Genomic DNA, 21511 nt, shown 5'->3' with positions numbered 1-21511 from the left:
TCTCACGCGAAACTGAGCACCTCGACGGGGAGGCGGCGGGCGGTGCCGAGCGACTTGACGTGCTGCCCGTCGACACGGAACCGGAGCCCCACGTTCGCCGGATTGTCGGGGTCCGCGAGCACCTCGCCCACGTCGTCGAACTCGACCGCAGCGGAAGCGGCAGCCTCGGCCCCGTCGACCGGGAGTGCGACCACGGGCCCCTGCACGGAGAACCGTTCGCCCACCGAGTCGCCGTTGCGCGGGTCGTTGTCCCCGATCCGCAGCTCAGCGGGCCCCGCCGGGTAGATCACCGTCCACGTCGGCTCAAGCTCCCCGGTCTCTTCGCTCCGGACCGGATCGCCCTCACGGCGGATGACGACGGTCGCGCGCATCTTCGTGCGGGCGAGCTCCCGCCCCCTGGTGAGGATGTCCGGGGTGAACCCGATCACGACTGCCCCAGGTGGATCGTGAACGAACCACGCTTGCGGCGCCGGCGCGGCACGAGCTTGTCGATCTCGTCGTCGGAGAAGTACAGCAGCCCGGTCGAGACGGTCTGGTCGCGGCGGCGGGTGCGACCGTAGTCGTCGATCTCTTCCCGCTCTTCCAGCCACCCGTCCGGATTCACCAGCACCCGCTTGACGGACTCCACGACCGTCGCGATGTACAGGTTCGTCCAGTCCGCGAGCTCTTCCGGCGTCGCGAACGTGGGTGTCCCGTCTACGCCGCGGAGGCGCAGCTCCATCCGAAGCTCCGCCTCCGCATCAGCGATGCGCTTGGCCGCGACCAACCTCTCCTCGGGAGTGAGTTCTCGCCACCGGGACTCGACATCAGCGACAGTGACGGTCGGCCAGGCCATCGGTCACTCCGTCGGGATCTGAGCCGCCTCGAGCGCCTCGATGATGTCCGCGCGGGTCGCGCCCTCCGGGATCTCGACGTTCAGGCCGTTCGCCTTGACCGCCTCGACCGCGTACGCGCGCCACACGTCCGTGCCAGACCCTGCACCTGCCTTCGGCGGTGCGGTCAGCGCCGTCTGAGCTCCCTCGTCGCCCGTCCCCTGGTCGCCGGTCCCGGTGTCGCCGGTCTGGTCGCCAGCGGGCTCCTGCGGCTCCTGTGCAGGCTCCGCGTCAGTGCCCTTCGGGGCGAGCAGGTGGTCGCCCACCGTCACGCCCTTCGGGACCTTGTCGCCGGCCTTCAGGATCTTGTCGACCGTCCCGACACGGACGATCGTGATGCCCTCGAAGTCATCGCGGATCTTCGCCATGTTCATGTCCTTCCGTGAAGGGGCGGGACGCCAGACGACGCCCCGCCCCGACGGGTCAGAGGACCTTCGCCGCCAGGCTCAGGTCCGCGTTCGCGAGCACCGGCATGGCGATCGCATCCGAGATGACCTCGGCGATGAGCGGCGGCTTCTCACCGCGGTACACGCCCGCGACGATGCCCGGCTGCTCGGCCGGCTCGATGCCGTACCGCTCGTCGGTCGACGTGAGGGTCTGACCCCAGAACGTCGCGCCGAGCTCCGTGCCCTCCCAGTCGTCCGTGTCGACCGGGGCGGGCAGGAGGAACAGCTTCGAGTCGTCGATGACCTTGCCCGACGCGGTGCGACGGTCGTACAGGATGATGTCCGGCAGGCCGGCTCCCGTGACGAGACCGCGCACCTGGTCCGCCGTGGCGGGCTGGGAGGCGCCGTTGTTCAGCTGGATGCGGAACTGGTCGCCCGCGGCCAGCGCGCGGAACACGCGCTTGGACATGACGATCGATCCCGCGTCGACACCGTTCGAGGCGGTGTAGACGTCCGAGATCTGCTCGAGGAACGCGAGACGGTCCGCGGTGGGGTCCGACCAGAGCGTCGGCGCCGTCACCGAGTGCGACGGGGAGCGGCCGAAGTTGTCCGCTGCGCCGAGCTCGGGGATCGTCGCGATGCCCGTGTCGAGGACGATGCCGCGGAGACGCTCGACGCGGTCCGCGACCGCGCGCACGACGCGGTCCGTGGTGGAGAAGATCGAGCGACGGATCAGGTCGTCGCCAGCGTCGCCACCCGAGTTGCGGGTGCGCAGCTGCTCGTACTCCGACACCGGGATGTTCTGACCGACAGCGGGGATCTCGAGGATCGTCCGCTTGCCGGGCTCACCCTTGCCGACCTCGGGCTCGGCGTCGTAGGCGCGGTAACGCGCCTCCTCGACCAGGCCCTTGCGTCCCGAGATGAAACGCACGACCGTGTCCGCGACCTCCCGGTTGGGGAGGAAGCGCGCGAGGGTGCCCTTCGACGCCTCGTAGTCCTCGAGCGACGCCCGCGCGTACCCCGTGAGGTCCGCGGGCTCGATGAGATCAGTCCAGAGAGCCATCAGGCGTTACCTCCGACGAACGTGAAGCCGGCCTCGCTCGCACCCGTCGATGCGACGTGAGCGATCGGCAGCTTCGAGATGTTGATGATGCCGTGGCGGAGGATCGGCGCGCCGAAGTCCTCAGCGCCGTTCACCTTCTGGTCGGTGAGGAGGTAGCCGAGCTGCTCCCCTGCGGCACCCGTGTAGGGCGTCACAGCGGCCTCATTGGCGGCGTTGACCTCCGTGCCGGAACGGAGGTAGCCGTCCGGGTAGTGCGTGGCAGCGGTGAACGTGCTGATGTCGATGACGGCGGTCCGAGCGTTACGGATGCCGTGCGTCGATCCCAGCCACGTCTGATCACCGGCGCCGAAGTTCTCCGTGCGGAGCTTGGGCATGATCAGTCCTTTCCAGACTTCTTCTTGTGGATCTCGTCGTAGAGGTCACGGCCCGCCGAAACGCTGCCGCCGACGACGTCGCTGCCGCGCTCTCCCTGAGCCCGCAGACGCCGCGAGGGCGCCGCCGGTTCGGTCGAGTTCGCCTTCACCCAGTCCGCGATCTTCGTGTCGTCGACGGTCTTCCCGTCGTCCTTCACGAACTGCGACCGGTCGAGAGCGAACAGCTTCGACGCGGAGAACGCGCGCCCCTCGAGCGCCTTGTCGAGACGGTCGGAGACTCGCTCGAGAGCGAGCTCGAGGTCCTTCGCCGCCAGCGCGTCAGCGATGCGCTTGTCGACGTCATCCCCGGAGACACCAGCCGGCTTCTCGCCGCCCTTGTCGTCGTCCTTGCCCGCGGGCTTGTCCTCGGGCTTGGGCGCGAGCTTGCGGCGCTCGTCCTCGCGGGCGTTCCGCTCAGCGCGAGCGACCCGCTGGGCGATGATGCGGTCCAGCTCCTCCTGCGATGCCGGAGGCTTGAAGCCGTCGTCGCCAGCGTTGCCGCCAGCACCGTCGCCTCCACCGCCTCCCTCGCCACCCTCAACCGCGAACCGGAGGAACGGCGAGTAGATGAGCTGACCGAATGCGTTGCGCTTCATGCGTGTGTGACCTTTCCGTTTACGGCCCGTCGGCCCCGTTTAAGCCCCGTCGGGCACCGCGAGACGCTCGCGTAGCGCTTCCACCAGGCGGTGGGGAGAATGTGGGGCGGCGCCGCGTGGACGCCGCCCGTCAGATGAGGCCCAGAGCGCGCGCCAGACGGCGCACAGACTCGGGCTTGCCCCGGTCGAACAGCCCCGCCACCTGCCGCTGCAGAACCGCGCGGAGCTCTTCGAGACGTTCGGGGGTAGCGGGGATCGGGTTCGCGAACCGGTCGGCGCTGGACGGCCCGATCGCCCTCGGGATCGTGCCGGTGCGCAGCGCGTACTCGAACCGGTAGTGCGCGTCATACAGGCGGCGCTCCGCGGCGGTCATCGTGGACCGGCGGAGCACGTCCCTCTCCCCTGTCGCGACGGCGTCGAAGCGGGCGGCACGGTTCGTCGTGAGCGTGCGCCCTGCGATCGCCACCGTGCCGCGGCCACGGCCGGCGGCGAGGACCTGCGCGTCCGTCCGCACACCGGGCGACAGCGGTACGACGACCTGCCCGCGATCAAGGATGAACCCCTGCTCGCGAAGCATGCGGATCGCGTTCGTCCGCGTCCCCGCGGTGCGGTAGATGCGGTCGATCGCGGAGTTCGCGGTCGGGAGCTTCCGCACCGACTGGTTCACGACCCGGTAGATGTCCGCGCCCTCACGGATCGCGCGAGCTTCGGAACGGCCGAACGCCGCCTCCTGCTGCTCATTCGACATCGACTTGAACATCTCGTACGGGTCCGTGCGGACGTCACTGGAGACGTTCTCCGACGCGGGGATGTGCTGGCAGTCGCACCGCGGGTGCCGTTGAAAGCCCTCGTTCCACCGGAACCACTTCCCCGCGAGGATGATGCAGCGCGAGCAGGACGGCGGGTTCAGCATCCGGACGAACCCCGTCACCGTGGGCCGCTGGATGATGTCCGCCTGGTACACCATCCGTCGCGTGTCAGCGAGGGTCGTGAGCGTCACCATCGTGAGCCACCGGCCCGACTGCGCTAGCGCAGCACCTGCCGTCATCCCCTGCCCCACGGCCGTCTTCGCCTTCACGACAGACTCCGCGTACAGCGACTCGAGGTCGCGACCGTCCGGCGCCGCAGACAGGAACGCGTCCGGAGCGAGCGCCCCGACCGCCTCATCCAGCTGTCCCGTCTCCCGGAGCACCTCCGACGTGTACGGGATCGCCTGAGCTACCGCCGCCCGCCGCCCAGCCTCAACGACAGACAGGATCCGCGGCCCGACCCGCTCCCACGAGGGGTCGAAGTCATCACCCATCCGCCGCCACAGCTTGCCGACCGCCGCGGCCGTCTTCGTGCTGATCCCCTGCTGAACCCGGTACTGGTCAGCTGACGATCTGGGAAGCATCATCGAGCTCCCTCATCGCCGCGGTGAGCTGCGCGTCCTGGATCGCGTTCTGATCCCAGTCGCGCATGTGGCCCTGCTCGATGTCCGTGTAGCCGAGGTCGTTGCGCGCCTGCTCGATCGGGAGGATCGAACGGCCCGAGCTGTCCTTCGCCTGCACGAGCTTCACGATCGCGTCAGCCTTCTGCGCGATCGTCGGCGTCGACGGGTCACGCCACACCGTCTCGATCATCTTCGGACGCGCCTCACCCGACCGGCCGAGTTCCATCAGCACCAGCCGCTGCACCTGCTCCCACCGGGTCGACAGCGACTGCTGCTTCCGCTCCGCCCGTTTCACCAGCTGCGCCTCCGACGAGCGGATCGCGTCCGCTGACGGCGGGTTGTCGCCCTGGAACAGCAGGTAGTGCGCCGGCAGGCCCAGCTGCATCGCGACGATCTGCATCAGCAGCTTGATCGTCTCGTGGAAGTTGGACAGCGCCGCCTCGGGGAACTGACCGAACGTCGCCTTGTCGTTATCCGTGGACCACATGCGGCCCGCGATCATCGAGAACGTGCTGAGAGGCTTCCCGTCCTCGTCAACGAAATCGTCCTCGTCGAGGCCCGTCGCCCAGCGGCGCGGGAGCGCGTGGAACTCGCCGGACACCATCATGTCGCTCGCGAACTTGTTCAGCCCGTCGAGCGGGCTGATGATCGGGTGGAACACCGACCGGCCGAGTCGCTGGTCGAACTTCCCCGCACGAGCCCGCCCGAGCACGCGCGGGTCGTTGACGAGCGGCACCAGAGCGCACAGCTTCTGCTCGTTCGCCTCGGTCGCGTCGCCCGTCTCCTCGACCCACTCGCGGCCCTTCCGGCGCCAGGTGATCGAGGACCCGTCGCCGCGGAGCAGCGTCATCCACTTCGTCTTGTCCAGGTCTGTCCACCGCTTGAGGCCGTGACGCACCTTGTGGGTGCGGGGGTCGTCCTCGTGGATCGCGTCGAACGGCGACTCGATCGTGATCACCGGGGCGTCATCAGCGCTCTCGCCGGCGCCGACCATCGCGTACGCCCGCCCGAGAGCGAGCGACTCGCGGTGCGCCTGCTGCGAGATGAACGGACCCTCGTTCTCCTGCCACGTCTCCCACAGCTCGTCATCGACCTCCGCGCCAGACCCGACACGGAACCCCTCGATGTCGAGGCGGTTGTCGTACACGTCGACCGCGAACAGCGCCAGGTTGATCACGATCGGAGAGAGACGGAACCCGAGCTCCTTCTCGAGGATCGGCGAGAGGAACCGGAGAGGCTGCTCACCCTCGAAGTACGCGTCGTTCTTCTCGAGCGGCCGCTTCTCCCGGTCCAGCATCCGCGCGAGCCGGAGAGCGTCATCAAGATCGGTCACAGCCGCCTCCATTCAGCGCCAGACGCGCACCTTGCTTCTCGGTTTCGGCGGGGTCCAGCCCGCGGACAGCGCATCGCGCACTGCCGCGTTCGCGAGGATCGAGCACATCGCGAGGTCGATCTTCTGCGTCTCGTTCGGTTTGCCGAGGATGTACTTCTGGCCGGGCTTGCCGACCTTCTTCGCGTTCGCCATGTGCGCCTCGGTGATCGGGCACCCGTCGTTGCTGATCCGGCCCTCACGCAGGTCCGCCTCGAACCGACGGATCTCCGGGTACATGCGGTTGACGGAGTTCGTCGGCCACACGATGACCTTCTCTTCGCCGTGACGCAGCGCCCACGCCTCGATGTCCGTCTCCCAGTCCTCCGGGTCGCAGTACATGCGCGCCACCGAGAACCGGGAGAAGAGCTCGTCGACGGCCGCGTCGACCTCGCCATGAGGGATGCGCCCACCATGCTCGAGCGGGTTCCACCACGTCGGGGTGTCCGGCGTCGGCCCCCAGCGCGGCGTGAACGCGTACCCGTCCATCGTCTGCGCCCGGATCCCGGTCGTGTCGTTGTTGATCGACCCGTCGAACCCGAGACAGATCGCAGTACCGTCAGGTGGGTTAGGCAACCAGAGCCGTTGGCTTGGCATACGCGCCCTCCCACAGCCCCTCAGGCAGCCACGCGCCCTGACCGCGAACCAGCTTGTTGCCGTAGAACCGGGCAGCCTCAGCCGGGTCCGTCTCGATCAGCTCCGCAGCCTCCGCCTCGATCGCGTCGAGGTCGATGTGCGAAGCCCCCGCGTACACGTACGCGTGGATCTTCCGGCGCTCCCGCTTGTTCTTGTACGACAGGTGCGCCGGCGGCTGACGGAAGAACCGGAAGATGTCCGACGCCATCGACTCGAACGTCATCCGCGCGGTCGACTCCACACCCGGGTCCCACGCGTTCGTGAGCTCGATACCCCGACCACCCATGGCGGTCGTGCCTCGACGCATCGTGCGGGCCACGTTCACGAGACCGTTCGTCTTCGTGTACACACCCGTCTCGTCCTGAATGAACCCGGTCGTCGGGTTGCCCAGACGCGACAGGGCGCTCGACGTGACCTTGTCGATGCGGCCCTCGTCACCGACACGCACGAACGACTCACCCGCCCGCACACGCTCGGACAACGGCCCGTTGCGGATCATCTGCAGCATCGGCTGCCACGTGTTGTCCACCTGGTCATCCGACGTCGCCATCAGCTGCACGAGCGGCGTCGGCCACGGCATGCCCATCGGCTCGCCAGGCTCGTACTCGTACACGAACCCGCACCCACACCCGTGGTCACGGCAGTCGAACTTCTCCCCACCCTGCGCCCACCCAGCGAACAGGTCAGGACCCAGCGCCTTCGTCAGCGCCTTCGACGCCGCCCACGGCGACTTCCCGTACTTCTGCGGCCCCACCACCAGCGACCGCCGGTACGTGAACGCCTGGTTCTTGATCGGGTTCTCCGGACGCCACGGCGTGCCCTCACGCACACGACCGTCGTTAGCCGTGCACCACAACTGCCAGTCCGTCTCGATGAACGGCTCCCCCTTGTGGAAGCCATCCGGGATGGGGCAATGCCACGCCACCCAATTCGACTGCAGATACCCGAGCGTCGGGAAGTCGACGATGAAGTCAGCTGTCGGGTCCGACATCCTCCACAGCCCTCAACCTTCTGCGGGCATCCGGGATCACCTTCTGCTTCGCCACCGTCGCCGGGCTACCCGCCACAGCGACCGGCGCCACCGAAGCCGACGTCGAGATACGGAACCCCGCCCGCAGCAGAGCCGCATGCGTCAACAGCAGATCGTTCTCCTGCCTCAGCAGCAGAGACCGCAGCGCAGCAGTCGCGCCCGGCTCCTCCGCCTCCACCGACGTACGCACGTACATCGCCACCTGACGCTCCGACCCCTGCTCCTCCCACACGATCGCCTGCGGCTTCTTCCACAGCGACCGCCACACCTCACGCTCACGCGCCGAAGCCTTCGACAACGGCCACGCCGGAGCCTGACCACCACGCGCCCGAGGGAGCGTCCGAATCAGCCCCGACTCAATCCGCACCGCCTCCCGAAGAGAACCCTCCTCAGGCGGACGCCCAGCCCCCAAACGAGCACCACCACGCGGCATCAACACCACCCCCGGAGAAGTCTTTGATTCCGCTCGCAGGTTTTGCCACCTCCCCGGCGGTCCGGTGGGGTGGCGTTGGGCGGGGCATCCCCCCACCCTGTGTGCGGGTGGTCAGGCGGTGTCGAGGGGTCGTCCGGGCTGGATGTGCTCGTGTGCGTCGGTGTAGCGCATGTCGTGCACGCGAGTCTCGCGCTCGGGGGCGCTGGTGAGGTGCTGCAGGAGGGCGTCGCGCTGCTCTTCGGTGAGCTCGAGCTGTCCCGAGGCTTCCATCTCTCCCATTGAGGCGAGCACGAGGTCGGCTCCTGTCGCCGCTCTCAGGTGGTCCTCTACCGCGTTGGGGAGTGGGTCGTCGAGCTTGTCGAGGATGAGGATGAACGGGGTGCGCTCGTACTCGCCGTTCTTGACGGGCGGGAGCGGGAGGATCTGGATGCGGGCCACGGGGCGCCCTCTCTTCCTGTCGCTACTGGTGTGCTGCTCTGCCACCGGCGGACCGATTGCAGAATCGATGCTCGGGGCCGGTCCACTTCGACCGGTCGTCGTCTTGATGGCCTAGGTCCCACGGTTCGTGTGGGGTGATGCGGATGTGGCAGCGGGCGCATCTGACGCGGCCTGTCTTGACCTTGGGTGCCCATGCGGCGCGGAGGCGGTCGTGTTCGTTGCCGTACCCGCGGGCTTGGCGTGTGCCTCGTGCCCGTTCTTTCTCGCGGCGGTGCTGGTCACATCGACCGGAGGTGACGAGGGTCGGGCAGCCAGGCTCGGCACAGACCTTCACGGCATCTCGTATCGGATGACGCTGATGCCTGCCTTCTCGGCGAGGTCGGCAGTCATGCTCGCACCGCGGCTGCTGTCTCGGATGAACGCGAGGCAGATGTCAGCGCCCCGCTTGACCATCTCGGCGTTGCGGATGAACCCTGCCCGCTTGCCGTGCGCGCGCCAGTCCGCGGGGTGCCGCTCGACCGGGCCGAACTCAGACCACTCGCGCTCAGCGATGGCGTCGGCGCCTGTGGGGCACGCGCCGGAGACGAGAGTGTCGCCGTACACGCCGTGATCCACGAGAGCCTGGGCGATGGTCTCTCGGTCGTCCCAGGTGCGGGAGCCTGTGACAAGGATGCGCCTGCCCATGCTCAGTCTCTCCCTCGATGTGTTGGGGGGTCGCGGCCTCACCGTTACGTGGCTCCGCGGTGTTCAGTTGTTTGCGCGGCGTCGCGCTATTCGTGCGCGATCGTCGCGCACCCCTCGACCAGGCCGTCACCGGTGATCCGGTGCGCTGCTGGGAGGAGACGAAAGGGGCGGGCCGGGGTGCTCTCAGGTCCCGGCCCGCCGGTGCCCTGCCGACCGTTGAGCGGCTGCACTGGCGAAGAAAGAGTGCGGGCACGCAAAACGCCCCGGGGAGGGCCGCTGTGGGCTCTCCGTCGGGGCGTTTGCTGTTTGAGCGTTTTGCTTCACTCTGAATGTAAGGGGTGACAGTACTGCTGGCGTGAATCGCGACACGCCGTGGCGTGTTGGTCAGTTCTCCTGTTCTTCGAGGGCGCGGAGGTGTGCGCGGATTCTGTACTGCTGGGGTGGCCATGCGGCCAGTCGTTCGCGGTAGGTGGCGAGGAGGATGTCTTCTCGTACTTCGCGGCGCCCATGGATGAGGCGGGTGGGCATCCCTTCGCGGTCTGGCGTGCCCTTCACCCACCTTCGGATGGTGCGGAGGGATCGGTTCACGCGTCTCGCGGCTTGCCTCAGGGTGTACCAGGTTTCATCCACTGGCCTCGTGGGTACAGGTGCAGGTGGTGAGGGTGTCGGCGTCGTCGTCCCATGCGGTGCCGTCGCAGTTGCCGTGCTTGCCGGCCTTGCACTCGGGGCACAGGTGCTGGGGGTTAGCGAGCTCGAGCAGCACGTCGGCGTGGCAGGGCTGGTCGAGCGGGCACCAGCACGCGAGGTTCTTCCCTGCGAGCTCGGCTTGGATGTCCTCGACGTTCGGGTATCGGAACGCCTCGTGGGCCTCTCGGTCGGTGGTGAACATCTCTCGGAAGCGCTGGACGGCCAGCGCCCGCCCACCCGGGAGGAGGATGATCCACGGATTGCCCCACCTCGACGGCCGTGCGACGACGACCGTGTTCTCCGGCTTCCGCCACCCCTTCCGGCGGGACAGCTGCACTCGCTGTGGTCTGGTCATCGTGATCTCTCCCACCATGTCGTGGTGCCGTTGTCGACCATGCGGTCGCGGCGCTGACAGTTGTGTCGGGTGCACCAGCGTCGGAGTTCTCCGTCTGCGGTGTACCGCCGGTACCAGGTGTGGATGCCGAGGGTGCAGAGGATGGGGCGGGTCATCGCCAGCCTCTTCCGTCGCAGGCGAGGCATTCTCCGATGACACGGCCCTCGTCGTCGACCAGGTAACCGACACCATCGCATGGTCGGCAGGTGTCGTTCGGCGGCTCGGTGCTCACGGTTCCCCCTCCCTGATCCGGGCGGCCACTTCTTGCGCGCCGCGGTACTTCCCCATTGCCGAAGCCCAAGCCGCCAGGTCGTCCGAGATGGCGCGGTTATTGACCTCGATGGCGAAGCTGTCCGCGATGCGCGCGCACCGTTCGCGCTCCTCCTGGCGTGCCTTCTCGCGCTCGGCGTCCAGCATGCGGTCGAACTCCTCGGGCGAACGACCGGACCCGTTCCAATAGGCCGTGCGCGCGAAGTCCGGGGTCGGCGTGTTGTCGTCGGCGCTCATCGGTCCTCCTCAGGGGTTGTGTCGTGGGGCCATCCGTAGAGGCGGCGGTCGCTTTCGCCTTCGCACCAGCACCCGTCGCAAGAGTGCGGCCATTCGGGGTGATGAAACCCGTGTGGACATCGCCGGACGGATTTCTCGCTCATCGTCCCGCCTCCCGTGCCGCTTCGGCCGATGCAGCCGTAGGGTGGTGAGCCTCGTTCCCATTCGTCGCGCGATACCAGAGTGCGCCCGCCACGAACCCAGCCATCCATGCCGAGTTCTTGCTACGGCTGTTCGCGGCCTTCCAAGCGTTCTCCCGGACACGGGCGACCTTGCGCTCCCCCTTGGTTGGCATGAACGGCTCGCCATTCGTCTCGTCGGCGCTCATCGTCCATCCTCCACCTGCTCCTCGGTGACCGGCTGGGATGCCCGCTCCAGGGCGTATGCGGCCTGTGCGCGCACGAATTCAGCGGCGGATTCAGCATTGAGACACGTCCCCGCGAATCCGTCGAGGATGCTGGCGGCGGTGTTCAGCGCCTCCGCGATGAGCGCGGCCACGTCGGCGGGTGCCTGCCCCTTCGGTGTCACGTCGAAACGCGACAGGACGGCATCCGCGATAGCGCGCGCGAGGCCCGGGCCGAGGGCCGTCGGGGCAATCATCCCCGCCAGCGCCTCGCGCACGTTGCCTGCTCGTTCGTTGGTCATGCTGCTGTCCTTTCGAGTTCGGGCATCGGGAACACCGCGCCGCACGCCTTGCACCGGGCAACGATCGGCCCCACATCCGGCACATCGATCTCCCCCTCCGGGTGAAGACACAAACGACACACCCACCCCGTCCGGTCCACGACCTTCACCCGCGGCCGCGACAACCCCGCCCGCGACCGGCACCGGTGAATCAGGTCCACGACGTCGTCGTGATACGCCTTCAACGACGCCGGGACGATCGACCATGCGACCGATTCCGCCCACTCCCGCAACCAGTCGGTGAGGTCGCGGGTTCGCTGTGCGGCCGTCTGAGCGGTCAGATTCGCGGGAAGGTGCCTGGCGTCCTTCTCCATGTCGATCAGCGGTCTCAGCCAAGCGGGGAGGCTGGCGGTGACACCCATCGCGGACGCGTGAGACACGGCCCAGTTCGCGAGGGTGGAGAACACCTCGTCGGCGGCTTCGAGGTGCCCGTCCCGGAACGGCAACGGGGTCTCCTTCGAACCGCCCACCCTCACCGCTTCCGTGTCGACGGCGCCGATCGTGTGCAGCTGCGACCTCAGCAGGTGCACGATCACCGGCGCCTCGTTCAGGCGGTACAGGATGCGGCCGTAGCAGGACCCGCACAGGTGCCCGTGGGTCGCTTCCCGGTAGTGCTCGACCCCGTCGATCGTCTCCGTGCATTCCGTCGCGCACGCCTCGAGCTCGTCACCCATCGCTCTCCCCGAGTTCGTCTGCGAGGCTCGTCGCGATGTTCTCGACCGCGGCCGCGAGGACCGGCCACTCGAGCCTCAGCCGCGTCTGCTGCCTCCGGTGGTGGACCGGCTCCCGGCCCTCCACGTTCCATGCGTCAGCGACCGCGCGGAGCAGCGCCGTGACCTCGTCGCGCACCGCCTCGAGCTCGACCCGCTCCGCCTCGATCGCGTCCTCCTCGGCCTTCCCGACGCACCGGTCGCTCTCGACCGTCAAGGAGTCGCTCCGCGCGATCTCCACGGCCTTCCGCAGCCGTTGGATGATGTCAGCCATCCGTCTCTCCGTCCGCTTCGACCGACTCCCACGGGCCAGCGGGACGACGACGCACGAGCGCGCAATTCATCCCGCACGTGCTGTAGTCGTCCATGGCACTCCGGCGGCTCGGATGCGGGTCCGTATCTACCCAGCCGTCCACCTCGACGTGCCGGACGCCGTACTCCCACTCCTGCTCCTCGGTGACCGGCTGGGATGCGTCAGTCGGCCCCCAACCGAACACCTGGAATGCCTTCACGATCCCGTCCGCCTCCCGCAGGTATTCCTCCTGCGCGAGCTCCGCCTCATCCCACGTCGGATGCGCGACACCGCGGATCACCGCCCCATAGAGGCGGGCGTCACGACCCTGGATGAACCGCGCCACCTGCTGCACGATCTCGCTGTACTCGCTCACTCGTCCCAGTCCTTCCGCCAGTCGTCATACCCCGGCAACTCGCACTCGTCTACCTCGGACAACGGAAGAGGGCCGCTCCCCACAGGAACGGCCCTCACAACAGCAGGACACTCAGAACGGCTGAGCATCCCACCCACCACCCGACGCCGGAGCGCCCCACTGGTCCTGCGACGCCTGCTCAGGCGCCGGAGGGATCGGAGGAGCCGACCCGATCAACCGAGCCGCACGCACCGACACGTCAGCCGTGTGCCGCGTCTCCCCGTTGTGCTCGTACTCCCGCACCTTGACCCCGTGGAACCCGGACGCCGAGATCACCTGCCCCTGCACGACCCCCGGGTCGTCCTTGAACCACAGCGTGAAGTAGCTCTTGCCCTCCGCGCCGTCCTTCCGCTCGAACGTCTCGTGCACGGCCACCCCGTGCCCGAACTGCGTTGTGAACGTCCGGTCCACGACCGCGTTCTCCACCGTGATCTTCGCCATTCCTCTACCTCTCCTCAGTCCACGGGACGCCACGGCCACCGCTGCGTCCCCTCCACCTGCGCGCGCCCGAGCTTCGCCGGCCACCCACGCGCATCACGATCACCACGCCACCGGACCATGTCCACATGCAACGGGTTCTTCCTCGACCGCCGAAGCCCATACCCGAACTCCGGCCACCCCATCAACGCCGCCGACCCACGCGGCCGCATATCCCGCTCCCCCGCAGGATTCGTCGCATGCCCCGCATGAGCCTCGATCAGCATCGCGATCCCCCGATCCCGGATCGTGTCCAACGCCGCCAGCAACGGGGCCGCGTCATCATCCGAATTGATCGCCCGCGGCACCAACCGGTACAGCGGGCCGATCAGCAGCAGGTCCGGGGTGTGCTTGTCGATCAGCCGGTGCACCATCCCCAGATCCATGTCCCGGGTCAGATCCAGCCGCCGCACACACGCCAGATGGAGGCGCTTGTACGGGTCCGTGCCCTCGAGCACGTTGATCGACCCCGCCCACCTGCGCGTCTCACGACCCCACTGCTTCTCCGTGTTCTCCGCATCGATCACCAGCACGTTGCGCGGCTCGATCGGGTACTCCCGGAACGGGTGCACCCCCGCCGCCGTCGTGATCGCCATCTGCCTCAGGAGCGTCGTCTTACCGGCACCCTCACCCCCGGTGAACATCGCCCGGTCCCGACGCTCGAGCAGCCCGTCGACCACCCAGTCGTACTCGACCTCCTGCGTCAGCACCTGATCCAGCGACATCGCCCGCAGCTCGTCCGCGACGTGATGCTCGCGCAACTGCTTCAGGTCACCCATCGCCGTTGAGATCGCCTGCTCCGGCGGCATCGCCTGCGAGTTCTCCTGCATCGCAGCCGCGACCGCTCGAAGCCCTCGGGCCATCGCCTCCCGACGCACCTGCTGCGCGTACATGCCAGCGTTCTTCGGCGTCGGGACAGCACCTGACCATGCGGACAGGTGCTCGATGTGGATGTCCCGGATGCCCCACTCGAGCAGGTGCGCCTCGACAGTCAGCAGGTCGATCGGCTCCCGTGTCGCCTGCATGTGCATGACCCCGGAGTAGATCTCCCCCAGACGCTTGTCGTAGAAGTCCGCCGGGGTGCACTCCGTCATGACCTCGCGGAGCATCGACGAGTCAGCGATCAGCGACCCGATTACCGCCCGCTCGGCGTTCATGTCCGTCATCCCCGCCCCTCCCTTGACGATGGCGTGTCCGAGTCGAGCGCCGATACAGTGCGGGCATGCACCAACAGATGATCGATTTCCTCAACAACCTGACGGAGGCCCACTCGGCCGTGCACCTCACCACCTACGAGGTGTACTTCGGCGGCCGCCCTGCCACAGTTACCGTCGCGGACCGCGGACCGGACGGCGGCGATACACGGTTCTACGTGGAGGCCGTGTGGTCGGATCGAACCGAGGCTGAACTGGCTTCCGACTCCGGCCGAACTCATGGCAACCCTGCTGCCACGCTCGCCGAAGCTCTCGACCAGCCGCACTGGTGGATCTTCGCTCCGGAGAACAACCAGGACTAGCGGCGACTCGCTCACGCCGCCGCGTCGCTTTCCAGGTCGAGCAGGTCGAACAGCGACGGCGTAGCCTGCTCCCGATCCATCTCCCGCTGGTACATAACCGCGTCACGGAACGACGTCGGGTTCAGCTCGGCTGCACGACCGTGGCGGCCGAGCTTTCGGGCCCGGAGGGGCACGGTGCCGAGACCGCCGAACGGATCGAACACGAGCTCGCCCCGGTTCGAGAACCGCTCGATGAGCCGGTCGACGATGTCGAACTGCAGCGGGCAGATGTGGAACTCGAGCGCGCGCCGGGACTGCTCGCCGTTGAGGGTGAGCATGCGGTTCACGTCGTCCCACACGTCGCCGCGCCACGAGCCCGGGTCGAGGCTCTTGAACGTCGACGGGAGCGCGTTCTTCGCTGCCAGGGCCTCGCCGGTCTGGACGTGCGCGGCGAAGTCGTAGACGTTCTCGCGCCACTGCTTCTTGAACAGCTTCGACCGCACCTCGGGCGCGAGGGCCGCGAGCTCCTCGGGCGCGAGCAGACGGTCACCCGACGATCGCCAGTCGGCGGCGGCGTCGATCTGCCAGCGGGCGAGGGAGTAGTCCTGGATCTCCTTCGTGATCCGCTCGTCCGCGTACCCCTTCGCACGGTCCGACTGCGGCTTGTGGAACAGGAGGATGTACTCGGGCGATCCGACGCCCATCTTCGAGCCGTCCTTCCGCATCTCGGTGTACCCGAGGCGGTAGGTCTGGTTGTTCTCCCGCACGACGTCGGTCGTGACGGTAATCATGCCCATGTAGTCGAAGCCGTGCTTCAGCCCGTGCGCGAGCGCTTCGGCATGGAACGGCGACACCGTCGGGATGCCGGCGCCCGTGACCGCTCCAAACTGGATGCGATCCTTCACGTGGCAGGCGTAGATCCGGCCCGGCTTCAGCACGCGCAGCAGCTCAGGCGTGAGGTAGTCCATCTGCTGCCAGAAGTGCAGGTTGTCGTCCGTGTGCCCGAAGTCGTTGTAGCTCGGCGTGTACTCGTAGTGGTTCGAGAACGGGATCGACGTGACGATGAGATCGACGGAGTTGTCCTCCATGTGGTCGCGGGTTTCGAGCACGCAGTCGTTGTGCGCGATCGTCCACTCGCTGCCGGTCTCTTCGCGCCGTTCGACACCCATCGTGCGGGTGAGCTCGGCGGAGATCGCGGCCGGGTTGAGGCCGAACTCGCGGATGACGTCCGACATGGTGTCGGTGAGGCGGTCGTGCTCTTCCCACTTCGACAGGAGGGTGTCGCGGATCTCGCTCTCGGTCTCCGCATAGATCAGGTGGACGGTGCACGCCCGCTGCTGCCCGAACCGCTGGATGCGGTGCACGGCCTGGATCGTGTCGTTGAACTTGTACGTCACGCCCACGAACACGGCCACGTTCGCCTGCTGCAGGTTCATGCCCTGCCCGAGCATCACCGGCTTCCCGATGAGCGCGTACGTCTCCCGTTCCCGCCACGCCTGGATGCGGCGCTCGGCCTCCACGTCATCGAGCCCGCCATGCACCGACGAGTAGGTGAGGCCAGCCGCCGTCAGCGCGCGCTCGATGGCGGTCTGCTCGTCGTTCAGATCGCACCACAGGATGATCTGCGCGTCCGGCTCGGAGCGGTGATGCTCCGTGACGATCGCGAGCAGCTCGTGCACGCGCTGAGCGAGCGTCTCCCGCTTCTCCTTCGCCGCACCCTGCAGCGACATCGCGCCGCCACGCACGAGCACACCCTGCCCGTCCCGGTCGACCTCGTCCGACTGCAGGTCGACCTGCACCTGATGCCAGTCGATCGACAGCGCCGGCAGGTCGTAGCCCGCGTCCGAGTGGCCGAGGTCCGAGGGGCGCTGCACGAAGCACGCCCACGTGTTCAGCCACAGCCAGAACTCGCGCTCCTTGTGCGGGTACAGGCGCAGGTTGCCGGCCTTCGAGCTGTCCCGCTGGAAGAACCTGGTGAGCGCCTGGCCGGTGTCCATGATCCCCAGGAACCCGGCGTAGTGGATGAGCTCCTTGTGCCGGTTCGGGGACGGCGTCGCGGTCGCGACGAAACGGTACGGCACCGAGTCGAACAGACCGAGGAACTCCTGGTACGTCTTCGAGCCGAACGAGCGCAGCACCGACGCCTCGTCGAGGCTGACCGCGTCGAAGATCGTGACGTCGAGCTTCCCGTCACGCACGGACTCGTAGTTCGTGACGTAGATGCCCCACCACGTCGGGTCAACGTCCTCCGTGCGACGCACGAACCGGACCTCCACGCCGAGCAGGTCCCGGCCGTCCCGGATGAACTCGCCCCGCACACCCAGCGGCGCGACGATCAGCGCACGCCCGTACCCGGCGTCGGACCGGGCGTCGTCGAGGATCAGCCGGAGGATCTCCAGCTGCATGACCGACTTGCCGAGACCGAACTTCGCGAAGATCGCACGTCGCCCACCGCGGACAGCCCACTTCACGATGTCGCGCTGATGCGGCAGCAGGACCGGCGACAGGGCCGAGTCATCGACCTCGAAGCCGAAGCTCTTGTCGAACGCGACCTTCTCGCGCAGGAGCTCCTCGTAGCTGACCGTCGGCAGCGATCGGAACGATTCGGACAGAATGGGAGAACCCATCGGATGCTTCTCTCTGTAGTTGTTCGAATGGGAGAGCGCTCGAGACCTGGACCGTCTCGAGCGCTCATCTACTAGGGGTCAGGACCGGTACAGCCACTCGTCCTGACCGAACTGATCCGCCGGAGGCGGCACGTACCCCTGTTGTCGGGGCGGGAGAGGTTCGTCCTCCCACGACCCACGGTTCAGCCACGTCGCCGGGTGAGGGATGAACTGCTTATCCGGGAGGTTCGGGTCAGCAGCGAAGCGGCGAGCGCCAGCGATGATGACGTCCGGGCCCGCGCTCTTCGCGGCCTTCTCGAATGCTCTCCTCGCAGCCTCCTTGCCGACCTTCCGCGGGTACACCAGATAGAACTCCGCGAACCCTCCATCGCCGCGAGGCGATGAGTCTGATGGTTCTCTAGTGGTTCTCTGGTGATTACCCGGAATCTCCTTCCGGTGAGGTCGACGTGAGATTCCGGTGACCCTGTCGTCATCTTCCGGTGACTCCACTACCGGAAGCATTTTCCGGTTGACGTGGAGGACGTACCTGTCCGAAGTCCTCAATCCGTCCGAGCCCCGCCGCTCGATGCGAGTCAGGAACCCATCCGCCTCGAGCTTCGTCAACGCCGCCCGAACCGTCCGGTCCGTTGCGCCGATCATCCGGGCGATGCGTTCCTGCCCGGGGAAGCACGAGTGCGCCTCATCGGCCATGTCTGCGAGAGCGACGAGCACGAACTTCTGCGTCATCGGCAGGTCCGTCTCCCACGCCCAGTGCGTCGCCTTGTAGCTCACGCAGCCTCCTTCCAATCCACCATGTCGGGTGTCGGGCCGCGAAGCACCGGCACCCACCCGCCGTCGTCCGTCAACCGGGCAAGCCCGTGCAGCGCGTGACGCACCGGCACGTCCTCCGCGACCTGCACCCCGTTCAGCGGGATCAGGAACCCGTCCATCCGCGCCGACGCGCGCCTCGACTCCACCTCCCCGTGACACCCGGTCACGCCGCTGCCGCAGAGGATCAGCAGGTTCGCGGCGCCGTTCACCCACGTCAGCGATGACCCACCGGAACCGCGCGGCCGGCGGTGATGGATGGACCAGAACCGTCCCCGCTGCATCCCGGCCACGTGCCGCCCGCACCGGGCACAGCACCCCTGGTCGCGGGCGATGACGAGAGCTTCAGCCGTCACGCCGCGTCCCTCAGCATCCGGGCCCGGTCGCGCGGGGACGTCTCACCCCAGATGCCCACGGACTGGCGGGTGCGCAGCGCATACTCGAGGCATTGCGCCTTCACGTCGCACTTCCGGCACACGCTCTTCGCGGGTGCCGCGCTGTCCCCGTCGCCGTGGTTCGGGAAGAACATGTCCGGGTCGACCTGCGCGCACAGCGCATCCCGCACCCACGGCTCCGGGAGGATGAACGACGCCTCAGTCCACGCGGTGCCCTCGTTGACCGGTTCGGTGGCGATCATCATGTCCGTGCGGTTCATGGCCGTTCCTTCCGGATCCAGATCTCCCACGGGCCGATGACGATGATCAGCGCCCGCTGGTTGTTCTCTCGCGGGAGGATCACGAAGACCCCGCGCCGCATCTTGTCGCCGCTCATGCCACTGCTTCTCTCTGTCGCTCGAGCGACTTCCGAACCGTCGTGTGACTCGTGCCGAGCTCGCCCGCGATCTCCCGATACGAACGACCCAGCACCCGCAGATGCGCCGCCTCCGCCACCTGCTCCGGGCTCAGCGACACGCGAGGCTTCCGCTTCGGCTTCTGCGCCACAGCCCGGTCAGCGAGCGTCGACAGCAGCACACCCACCTCGACGCCCCGGGCTTCACCGATCTCCCGGAACCGCTTGTACGTCGACGGGCGCAGCAGCACCTTCACCGCCAGGCACGCACCGTCCACGTCCTGCTCCGCCTCTGTGAACGACACCCGCTTCTTCTGGCAGCTCTGACAGATCCCAGGACCACCGCGCGGCACCGTCCCCGGAGCGTCCTTCGCGAGCACCGCGTACCCGCGCATCCGCCTCCCGCAGACCTCGCAGATCACGACCTACCTCCCAGCGGTGTCACCGACACCAGGTCATCGAACTCATCCCGCGCAGTCAGACAGGTCCGGCACTTCACGCCGCGGGGGAACGTGTAGTACTCCCGGTTCGCGTCGAGGTGCGTCCGGCAGATGAACCCGAGCGTCGTCCCGCACATGCGGCACGACGCGACGAAATCCGCCGGGTGACTGCCGCCCTTCGCGGACGAGCAGGGCACGTCGAAGTCGAGGCCCTCGAGGATCCGGGTGTCCTCATCGACCGCGGCGGTCACAGCCCACCCCCGTACCCGTGGGCGTGGGCCGCGTCTGCCTTCCGCTCGTCAGCTCGAGCCGTTCGGAACAGGTCGATCGCAGACTCCACCGAATCGAGAAGCTTCCTCATGGCGCGCTCCCTCTGCTCCGCGAGCAGGTACCGCAGCTTCGCCGCGTACGCGTCGTCCTCCGCCCGAGCGATCTGCTCCGCCTCAGCACGAGACGGCGGCTTCTCCCCCGCCCGCAACTCCACGGTGCGACGGTCGACGTAGTGGTCGTACGCGAGCTTCGCTTCCGCGAACTCCTGCCCGGCTTGCTTCAGGTACCAGGCGAAGTGCCACCGGATGCGTTGCAGCACCACTCCGTCCGATGCGCCGGGGCCGAGCTCGTAGATTGATCGGGCGAGGTCCTCGTGCAGCGGGTCGGACATGTCGAGGGCCCTCAACCCGATCAGGTTGAGGGCCCTCTGAGCCACCCACTCAGGCGGCGGTGGAAGCTGGCCGGTCACGACTCACCGTCGGGAATCGGCGCCGTCTCCCAAGCCGTGACCGGCTCGTCAACGACCTCCGCCTCCACCACGTCCTCGCGGGGCGTCTCCTCCGGCAGCGGCTCCCGCAGCTGGTAGAAGTACGCGCCCAGCGCGATGTCCTCCGCCGCGCCGTCGAGCCGGACAGCGACGTTCAGGTCGCCCGCCTGCCGTGCCGCCTCGAAGATCGGCCGCAGCTCAGCACGCGACTTCGCCGCCGTCGCCTGGCCGATCCAGTCGTCAGCCATGTCCCGATACTCGAGACCGTTCGGCGAGGTATCCGGAGCCTCCTGCTCGGGAGCCTTGTGCTCGCCCCCGCCCCCGCGGTGAACATCGTGGAGCGTCTGAGGGCGATGATCGGCCTCAGCGACGTCGGCCTGCGCCATTTCGTCCGACGTGTACAGGCCGGAGAAGTCCTGGGGGTACGCCTTCCGAAGGGCGAGCGCCTCCGCAACCTTCGAGGTCATCAGCGCGGGCATCTTCCCCCACTGACCGGTCGGCTGCCCGTCCTTCAGCGGCACGTACTCGTCGTACCTCGCGACGCCCGTAATCGGGACCTTGAAGCCTTCGAGGTGCAGAGTGATCCTTGCAGCCGCGGGCGGCGCCTTCTCCAGCCACACGTCGCGCCAGATGCCATCGGCGCCGCACCAGTGCTCCTCCATGCCCCGGAAGGTGCCCTTCCGGTCGCGGATGACGCGGAACCCATCGATCGAGGTCTGGATCGTGTACTTCGTCACCCACTGGCCGTTGACCTTCGACCGTCGGCCGATCATGTAGATCTGCCGCGCGAAGGGGTCGAGGCCGGAACGCTTCGCCTGGTGGAAGAACGCTTCGATGTCTCCCCGGGGTGCGTCGCCCAGCCCCATCTGGACCAGCGCGGCGCGCTGTGCGTCGTTGAAGAACGTCTGCTCCGACGAAATCACCAGGTTGGTGCCCGCGTTCTCGCGGGTAGCTACTGCGGTACTCATGCTGCCCGCGTCCTCTCTGTCTCTGATGTCCACGCGGGGTGGACGAGCGGAAGACCCTCCTTGGAGGGGCA

The 21511-nt window shown here is 67.8% G+C and carries 31 protein-coding genes; 1 reads left to right on the top strand and 30 read right to left on the bottom strand.

Translation table 11 applies throughout. The features are described from left to right. Positions 1-2: 2 nt before the first annotated feature. The 22 genes from ACWXWW_RS03470 to ACWXWW_RS03365 all read right to left on the bottom strand — a co-directional run bounded on the left by ACWXWW_RS03470 (position 3) and on the right by ACWXWW_RS03365 (position 14723). Positions 3-428 carry a DUF6093 family protein gene (locus ACWXWW_RS03470; RefSeq protein WP_455968764.1) on the bottom strand — a complete coding sequence of 142 codons (426 nt, stop codon included), beginning with the start codon at positions 426-428 and terminating at the stop codon, positions 3-5. Then, positions 425-835 carry a hypothetical protein gene (locus ACWXWW_RS03465; RefSeq protein WP_455968763.1) on the bottom strand — a complete coding sequence of 137 codons (411 nt, stop codon included), beginning with the start codon at positions 833-835 and terminating at the stop codon, positions 425-427. The genes ACWXWW_RS03470 and ACWXWW_RS03465 overlap by 4 nt, the downstream gene beginning before the upstream one ends. A gap of 3 nt (positions 836-838) precedes the next feature. Continuing rightward, entirely contained in the window at positions 839-1240 is a 402-nt protein-coding gene (locus ACWXWW_RS03460) for a hypothetical protein (RefSeq protein ID WP_455968761.1), read from the bottom strand. A gap of 55 nt (positions 1241-1295) precedes the next feature. After that, positions 1296-2321: a major capsid protein gene (locus tag ACWXWW_RS03455; RefSeq protein WP_455968759.1), complete on the bottom strand. Its 1026-nt coding sequence runs from the start codon at positions 2319-2321 to the stop codon at positions 1296-1298. Then, entirely contained in the window at positions 2321-2695 is a 375-nt protein-coding gene (locus tag ACWXWW_RS03450) for a head decoration protein (protein ID WP_455968758.1), read from the bottom strand. Before ACWXWW_RS03450 ends, ACWXWW_RS03455 begins: the two co-directional genes overlap by 1 nt. Positions 2696-2697: 2 nt before the next feature. Then, positions 2698-3330: a hypothetical protein gene (locus ACWXWW_RS03445; RefSeq protein ID WP_455968756.1), complete on the bottom strand. Its 633-nt coding sequence runs from the start codon at positions 3328-3330 to the stop codon at positions 2698-2700. Positions 3331-3460: 130 nt separating this feature from the next. Further along, positions 3461-4726: a hypothetical protein gene (locus tag ACWXWW_RS03440; protein ID WP_455968755.1), complete on the bottom strand. Its 1266-nt coding sequence runs from the start codon at positions 4724-4726 to the stop codon at positions 3461-3463. Continuing rightward, positions 4701-6095: a phage portal protein gene (locus tag ACWXWW_RS03435; RefSeq protein WP_455968753.1), complete on the bottom strand. Its 1395-nt coding sequence runs from the start codon at positions 6093-6095 to the stop codon at positions 4701-4703. Before ACWXWW_RS03435 ends, ACWXWW_RS03440 begins: the two co-directional genes overlap by 26 nt. Before the next feature lie 12 nt (positions 6096-6107). Next, on the bottom strand, positions 6108-6707 hold the full coding sequence (locus tag ACWXWW_RS03430; protein WP_455968751.1) for a terminase: 600 nt from the start codon (positions 6705-6707) through the stop codon (positions 6108-6110). Next, complete coding sequence (locus ACWXWW_RS03425; RefSeq protein WP_455968749.1) at positions 6700-7758, bottom strand: terminase; 1059 nt, start codon at positions 7756-7758, stop codon at positions 6700-6702. The genes ACWXWW_RS03430 and ACWXWW_RS03425 overlap by 8 nt, the downstream gene beginning before the upstream one ends. After that, positions 7739-8095 (bottom strand): hypothetical protein, encoded by a 357-nt coding sequence (locus ACWXWW_RS03420; protein WP_455968747.1) that lies wholly within the window; start codon positions 8093-8095, stop codon positions 7739-7741. The genes ACWXWW_RS03425 and ACWXWW_RS03420 overlap by 20 nt, the downstream gene beginning before the upstream one ends. 246 nt (positions 8096-8341) lie before the next feature. Beyond that, a complete protein-coding gene (locus ACWXWW_RS03415) occupies positions 8342-8668 on the bottom strand; it encodes a hypothetical protein (protein WP_455968745.1) in 327 nt (108 codons plus the stop codon). A gap of 330 nt (positions 8669-8998) precedes the next feature. Next, entirely contained in the window at positions 8999-9352 is a 354-nt protein-coding gene (locus ACWXWW_RS03410) for an SLOG family protein (protein WP_455968744.1), read from the bottom strand. Between the two features lie 622 nt (positions 9353-9974). Then, entirely contained in the window at positions 9975-10394 is a 420-nt protein-coding gene (locus ACWXWW_RS03405; RefSeq protein WP_455968742.1) for a DUF4326 domain-containing protein, read from the bottom strand. Positions 10395-10661: 267 nt separating this feature from the next. Further along, on the bottom strand, positions 10662-10940 hold the full coding sequence (locus tag ACWXWW_RS03400; protein WP_455968741.1) for a hypothetical protein: 279 nt from the start codon (positions 10938-10940) through the stop codon (positions 10662-10664). Positions 10941-11079: 139 nt separating this feature from the next. Then, complete coding sequence (locus tag ACWXWW_RS03395) at positions 11080-11307, bottom strand: hypothetical protein (RefSeq protein WP_455968739.1); 228 nt, start codon at positions 11305-11307, stop codon at positions 11080-11082. Next, positions 11304-11624, bottom strand: a complete 321-nt coding sequence (locus ACWXWW_RS03390) for a hypothetical protein (RefSeq protein ID WP_455968737.1) — start codon at positions 11622-11624, stop codon at positions 11304-11306. Before ACWXWW_RS03390 ends, ACWXWW_RS03395 begins: the two co-directional genes overlap by 4 nt. Next, on the bottom strand, positions 11621-12337 hold the full coding sequence (locus ACWXWW_RS03385) for a hypothetical protein (protein WP_455968736.1): 717 nt from the start codon (positions 12335-12337) through the stop codon (positions 11621-11623). The genes ACWXWW_RS03390 and ACWXWW_RS03385 overlap by 4 nt, the downstream gene beginning before the upstream one ends. After that, entirely contained in the window at positions 12330-12647 is a 318-nt protein-coding gene (locus ACWXWW_RS03380; RefSeq protein ID WP_455968734.1) for a hypothetical protein, read from the bottom strand. Before ACWXWW_RS03380 ends, ACWXWW_RS03385 begins: the two co-directional genes overlap by 8 nt. Beyond that, positions 12640-13041, bottom strand: a complete 402-nt coding sequence (locus ACWXWW_RS03375) for a hypothetical protein (protein ID WP_455968732.1) — start codon at positions 13039-13041, stop codon at positions 12640-12642. The genes ACWXWW_RS03380 and ACWXWW_RS03375 overlap by 8 nt, the downstream gene beginning before the upstream one ends. A gap of 111 nt (positions 13042-13152) precedes the next feature. Then, positions 13153-13521 (bottom strand): hypothetical protein, encoded by a 369-nt coding sequence (locus ACWXWW_RS03370; protein ID WP_455968730.1) that lies wholly within the window; start codon positions 13519-13521, stop codon positions 13153-13155. Between the two features lie 14 nt (positions 13522-13535). After that, positions 13536-14723 (bottom strand): AAA family ATPase, encoded by a 1188-nt coding sequence (locus tag ACWXWW_RS03365; RefSeq protein ID WP_455968729.1) that lies wholly within the window; start codon positions 14721-14723, stop codon positions 13536-13538. Between the two features lie 56 nt (positions 14724-14779). Here ACWXWW_RS03365 and ACWXWW_RS03360 point away from each other — a divergent pair, with 56 nt between their 5' ends. After that, positions 14780-15073 carry a hypothetical protein gene (locus tag ACWXWW_RS03360; protein WP_455968727.1) on the top strand — a complete coding sequence of 98 codons (294 nt, stop codon included), beginning with the start codon at positions 14780-14782 and terminating at the stop codon, positions 15071-15073. A gap of 11 nt (positions 15074-15084) precedes the next feature. Here ACWXWW_RS03360 and ACWXWW_RS03355 read toward each other — a convergent pair whose 3' ends face one another. From ACWXWW_RS03355 to ACWXWW_RS03320, 8 genes are all read right to left on the bottom strand, one after another. Beyond that, positions 15085-17679, bottom strand: coding sequence for a DNA methyltransferase (locus ACWXWW_RS03355; RefSeq protein ID WP_455968726.1), 2595 nt, complete (start codon positions 17677-17679; stop codon positions 15085-15087). A 78-nt stretch (positions 17680-17757) separates the two neighbouring features. Beyond that, complete coding sequence (locus ACWXWW_RS03350; protein WP_455968725.1) at positions 17758-18450, bottom strand: helix-turn-helix domain-containing protein; 693 nt, start codon at positions 18448-18450, stop codon at positions 17758-17760. Next, a complete protein-coding gene (locus tag ACWXWW_RS03345) occupies positions 18447-18842 on the bottom strand; it encodes an HNH endonuclease (protein WP_455968724.1) in 396 nt (131 codons plus the stop codon). The genes ACWXWW_RS03350 and ACWXWW_RS03345 overlap by 4 nt, the downstream gene beginning before the upstream one ends. Then, positions 18839-19141 (bottom strand): WhiB family transcriptional regulator, encoded by a 303-nt coding sequence (locus tag ACWXWW_RS03340; RefSeq protein WP_455968723.1) that lies wholly within the window; start codon positions 19139-19141, stop codon positions 18839-18841. Before ACWXWW_RS03340 ends, ACWXWW_RS03345 begins: the two co-directional genes overlap by 4 nt. A gap of 112 nt (positions 19142-19253) precedes the next feature. Then, on the bottom strand, positions 19254-19580 hold the full coding sequence (locus tag ACWXWW_RS03335; protein WP_455968722.1) for a helix-turn-helix domain-containing protein: 327 nt from the start codon (positions 19578-19580) through the stop codon (positions 19254-19256). Positions 19581-19693: 113 nt separating this feature from the next. Further along, complete coding sequence (locus ACWXWW_RS03330; RefSeq protein ID WP_455968720.1) at positions 19694-19966, bottom strand: hypothetical protein; 273 nt, start codon at positions 19964-19966, stop codon at positions 19694-19696. Then, on the bottom strand, positions 19963-20454 hold the full coding sequence (locus ACWXWW_RS03325) for a hypothetical protein (RefSeq protein WP_455968718.1): 492 nt from the start codon (positions 20452-20454) through the stop codon (positions 19963-19965). The genes ACWXWW_RS03330 and ACWXWW_RS03325 overlap by 4 nt, the downstream gene beginning before the upstream one ends. Further along, positions 20451-21473 carry a RecT family recombinase gene (locus tag ACWXWW_RS03320; protein ID WP_455968716.1) on the bottom strand — a complete coding sequence of 341 codons (1023 nt, stop codon included), beginning with the start codon at positions 21471-21473 and terminating at the stop codon, positions 20451-20453. Before ACWXWW_RS03320 ends, ACWXWW_RS03325 begins: the two co-directional genes overlap by 4 nt. Between the last annotated feature and the right edge of the window lie 38 nt (positions 21474-21511).

The organism is Microbacterium sp. KNMS (assembly GCF_053851835.1).
Note: the sequence above shows the minus strand (reverse complement) of the source record. Positions and strands in the feature narration are given on the sequence as shown.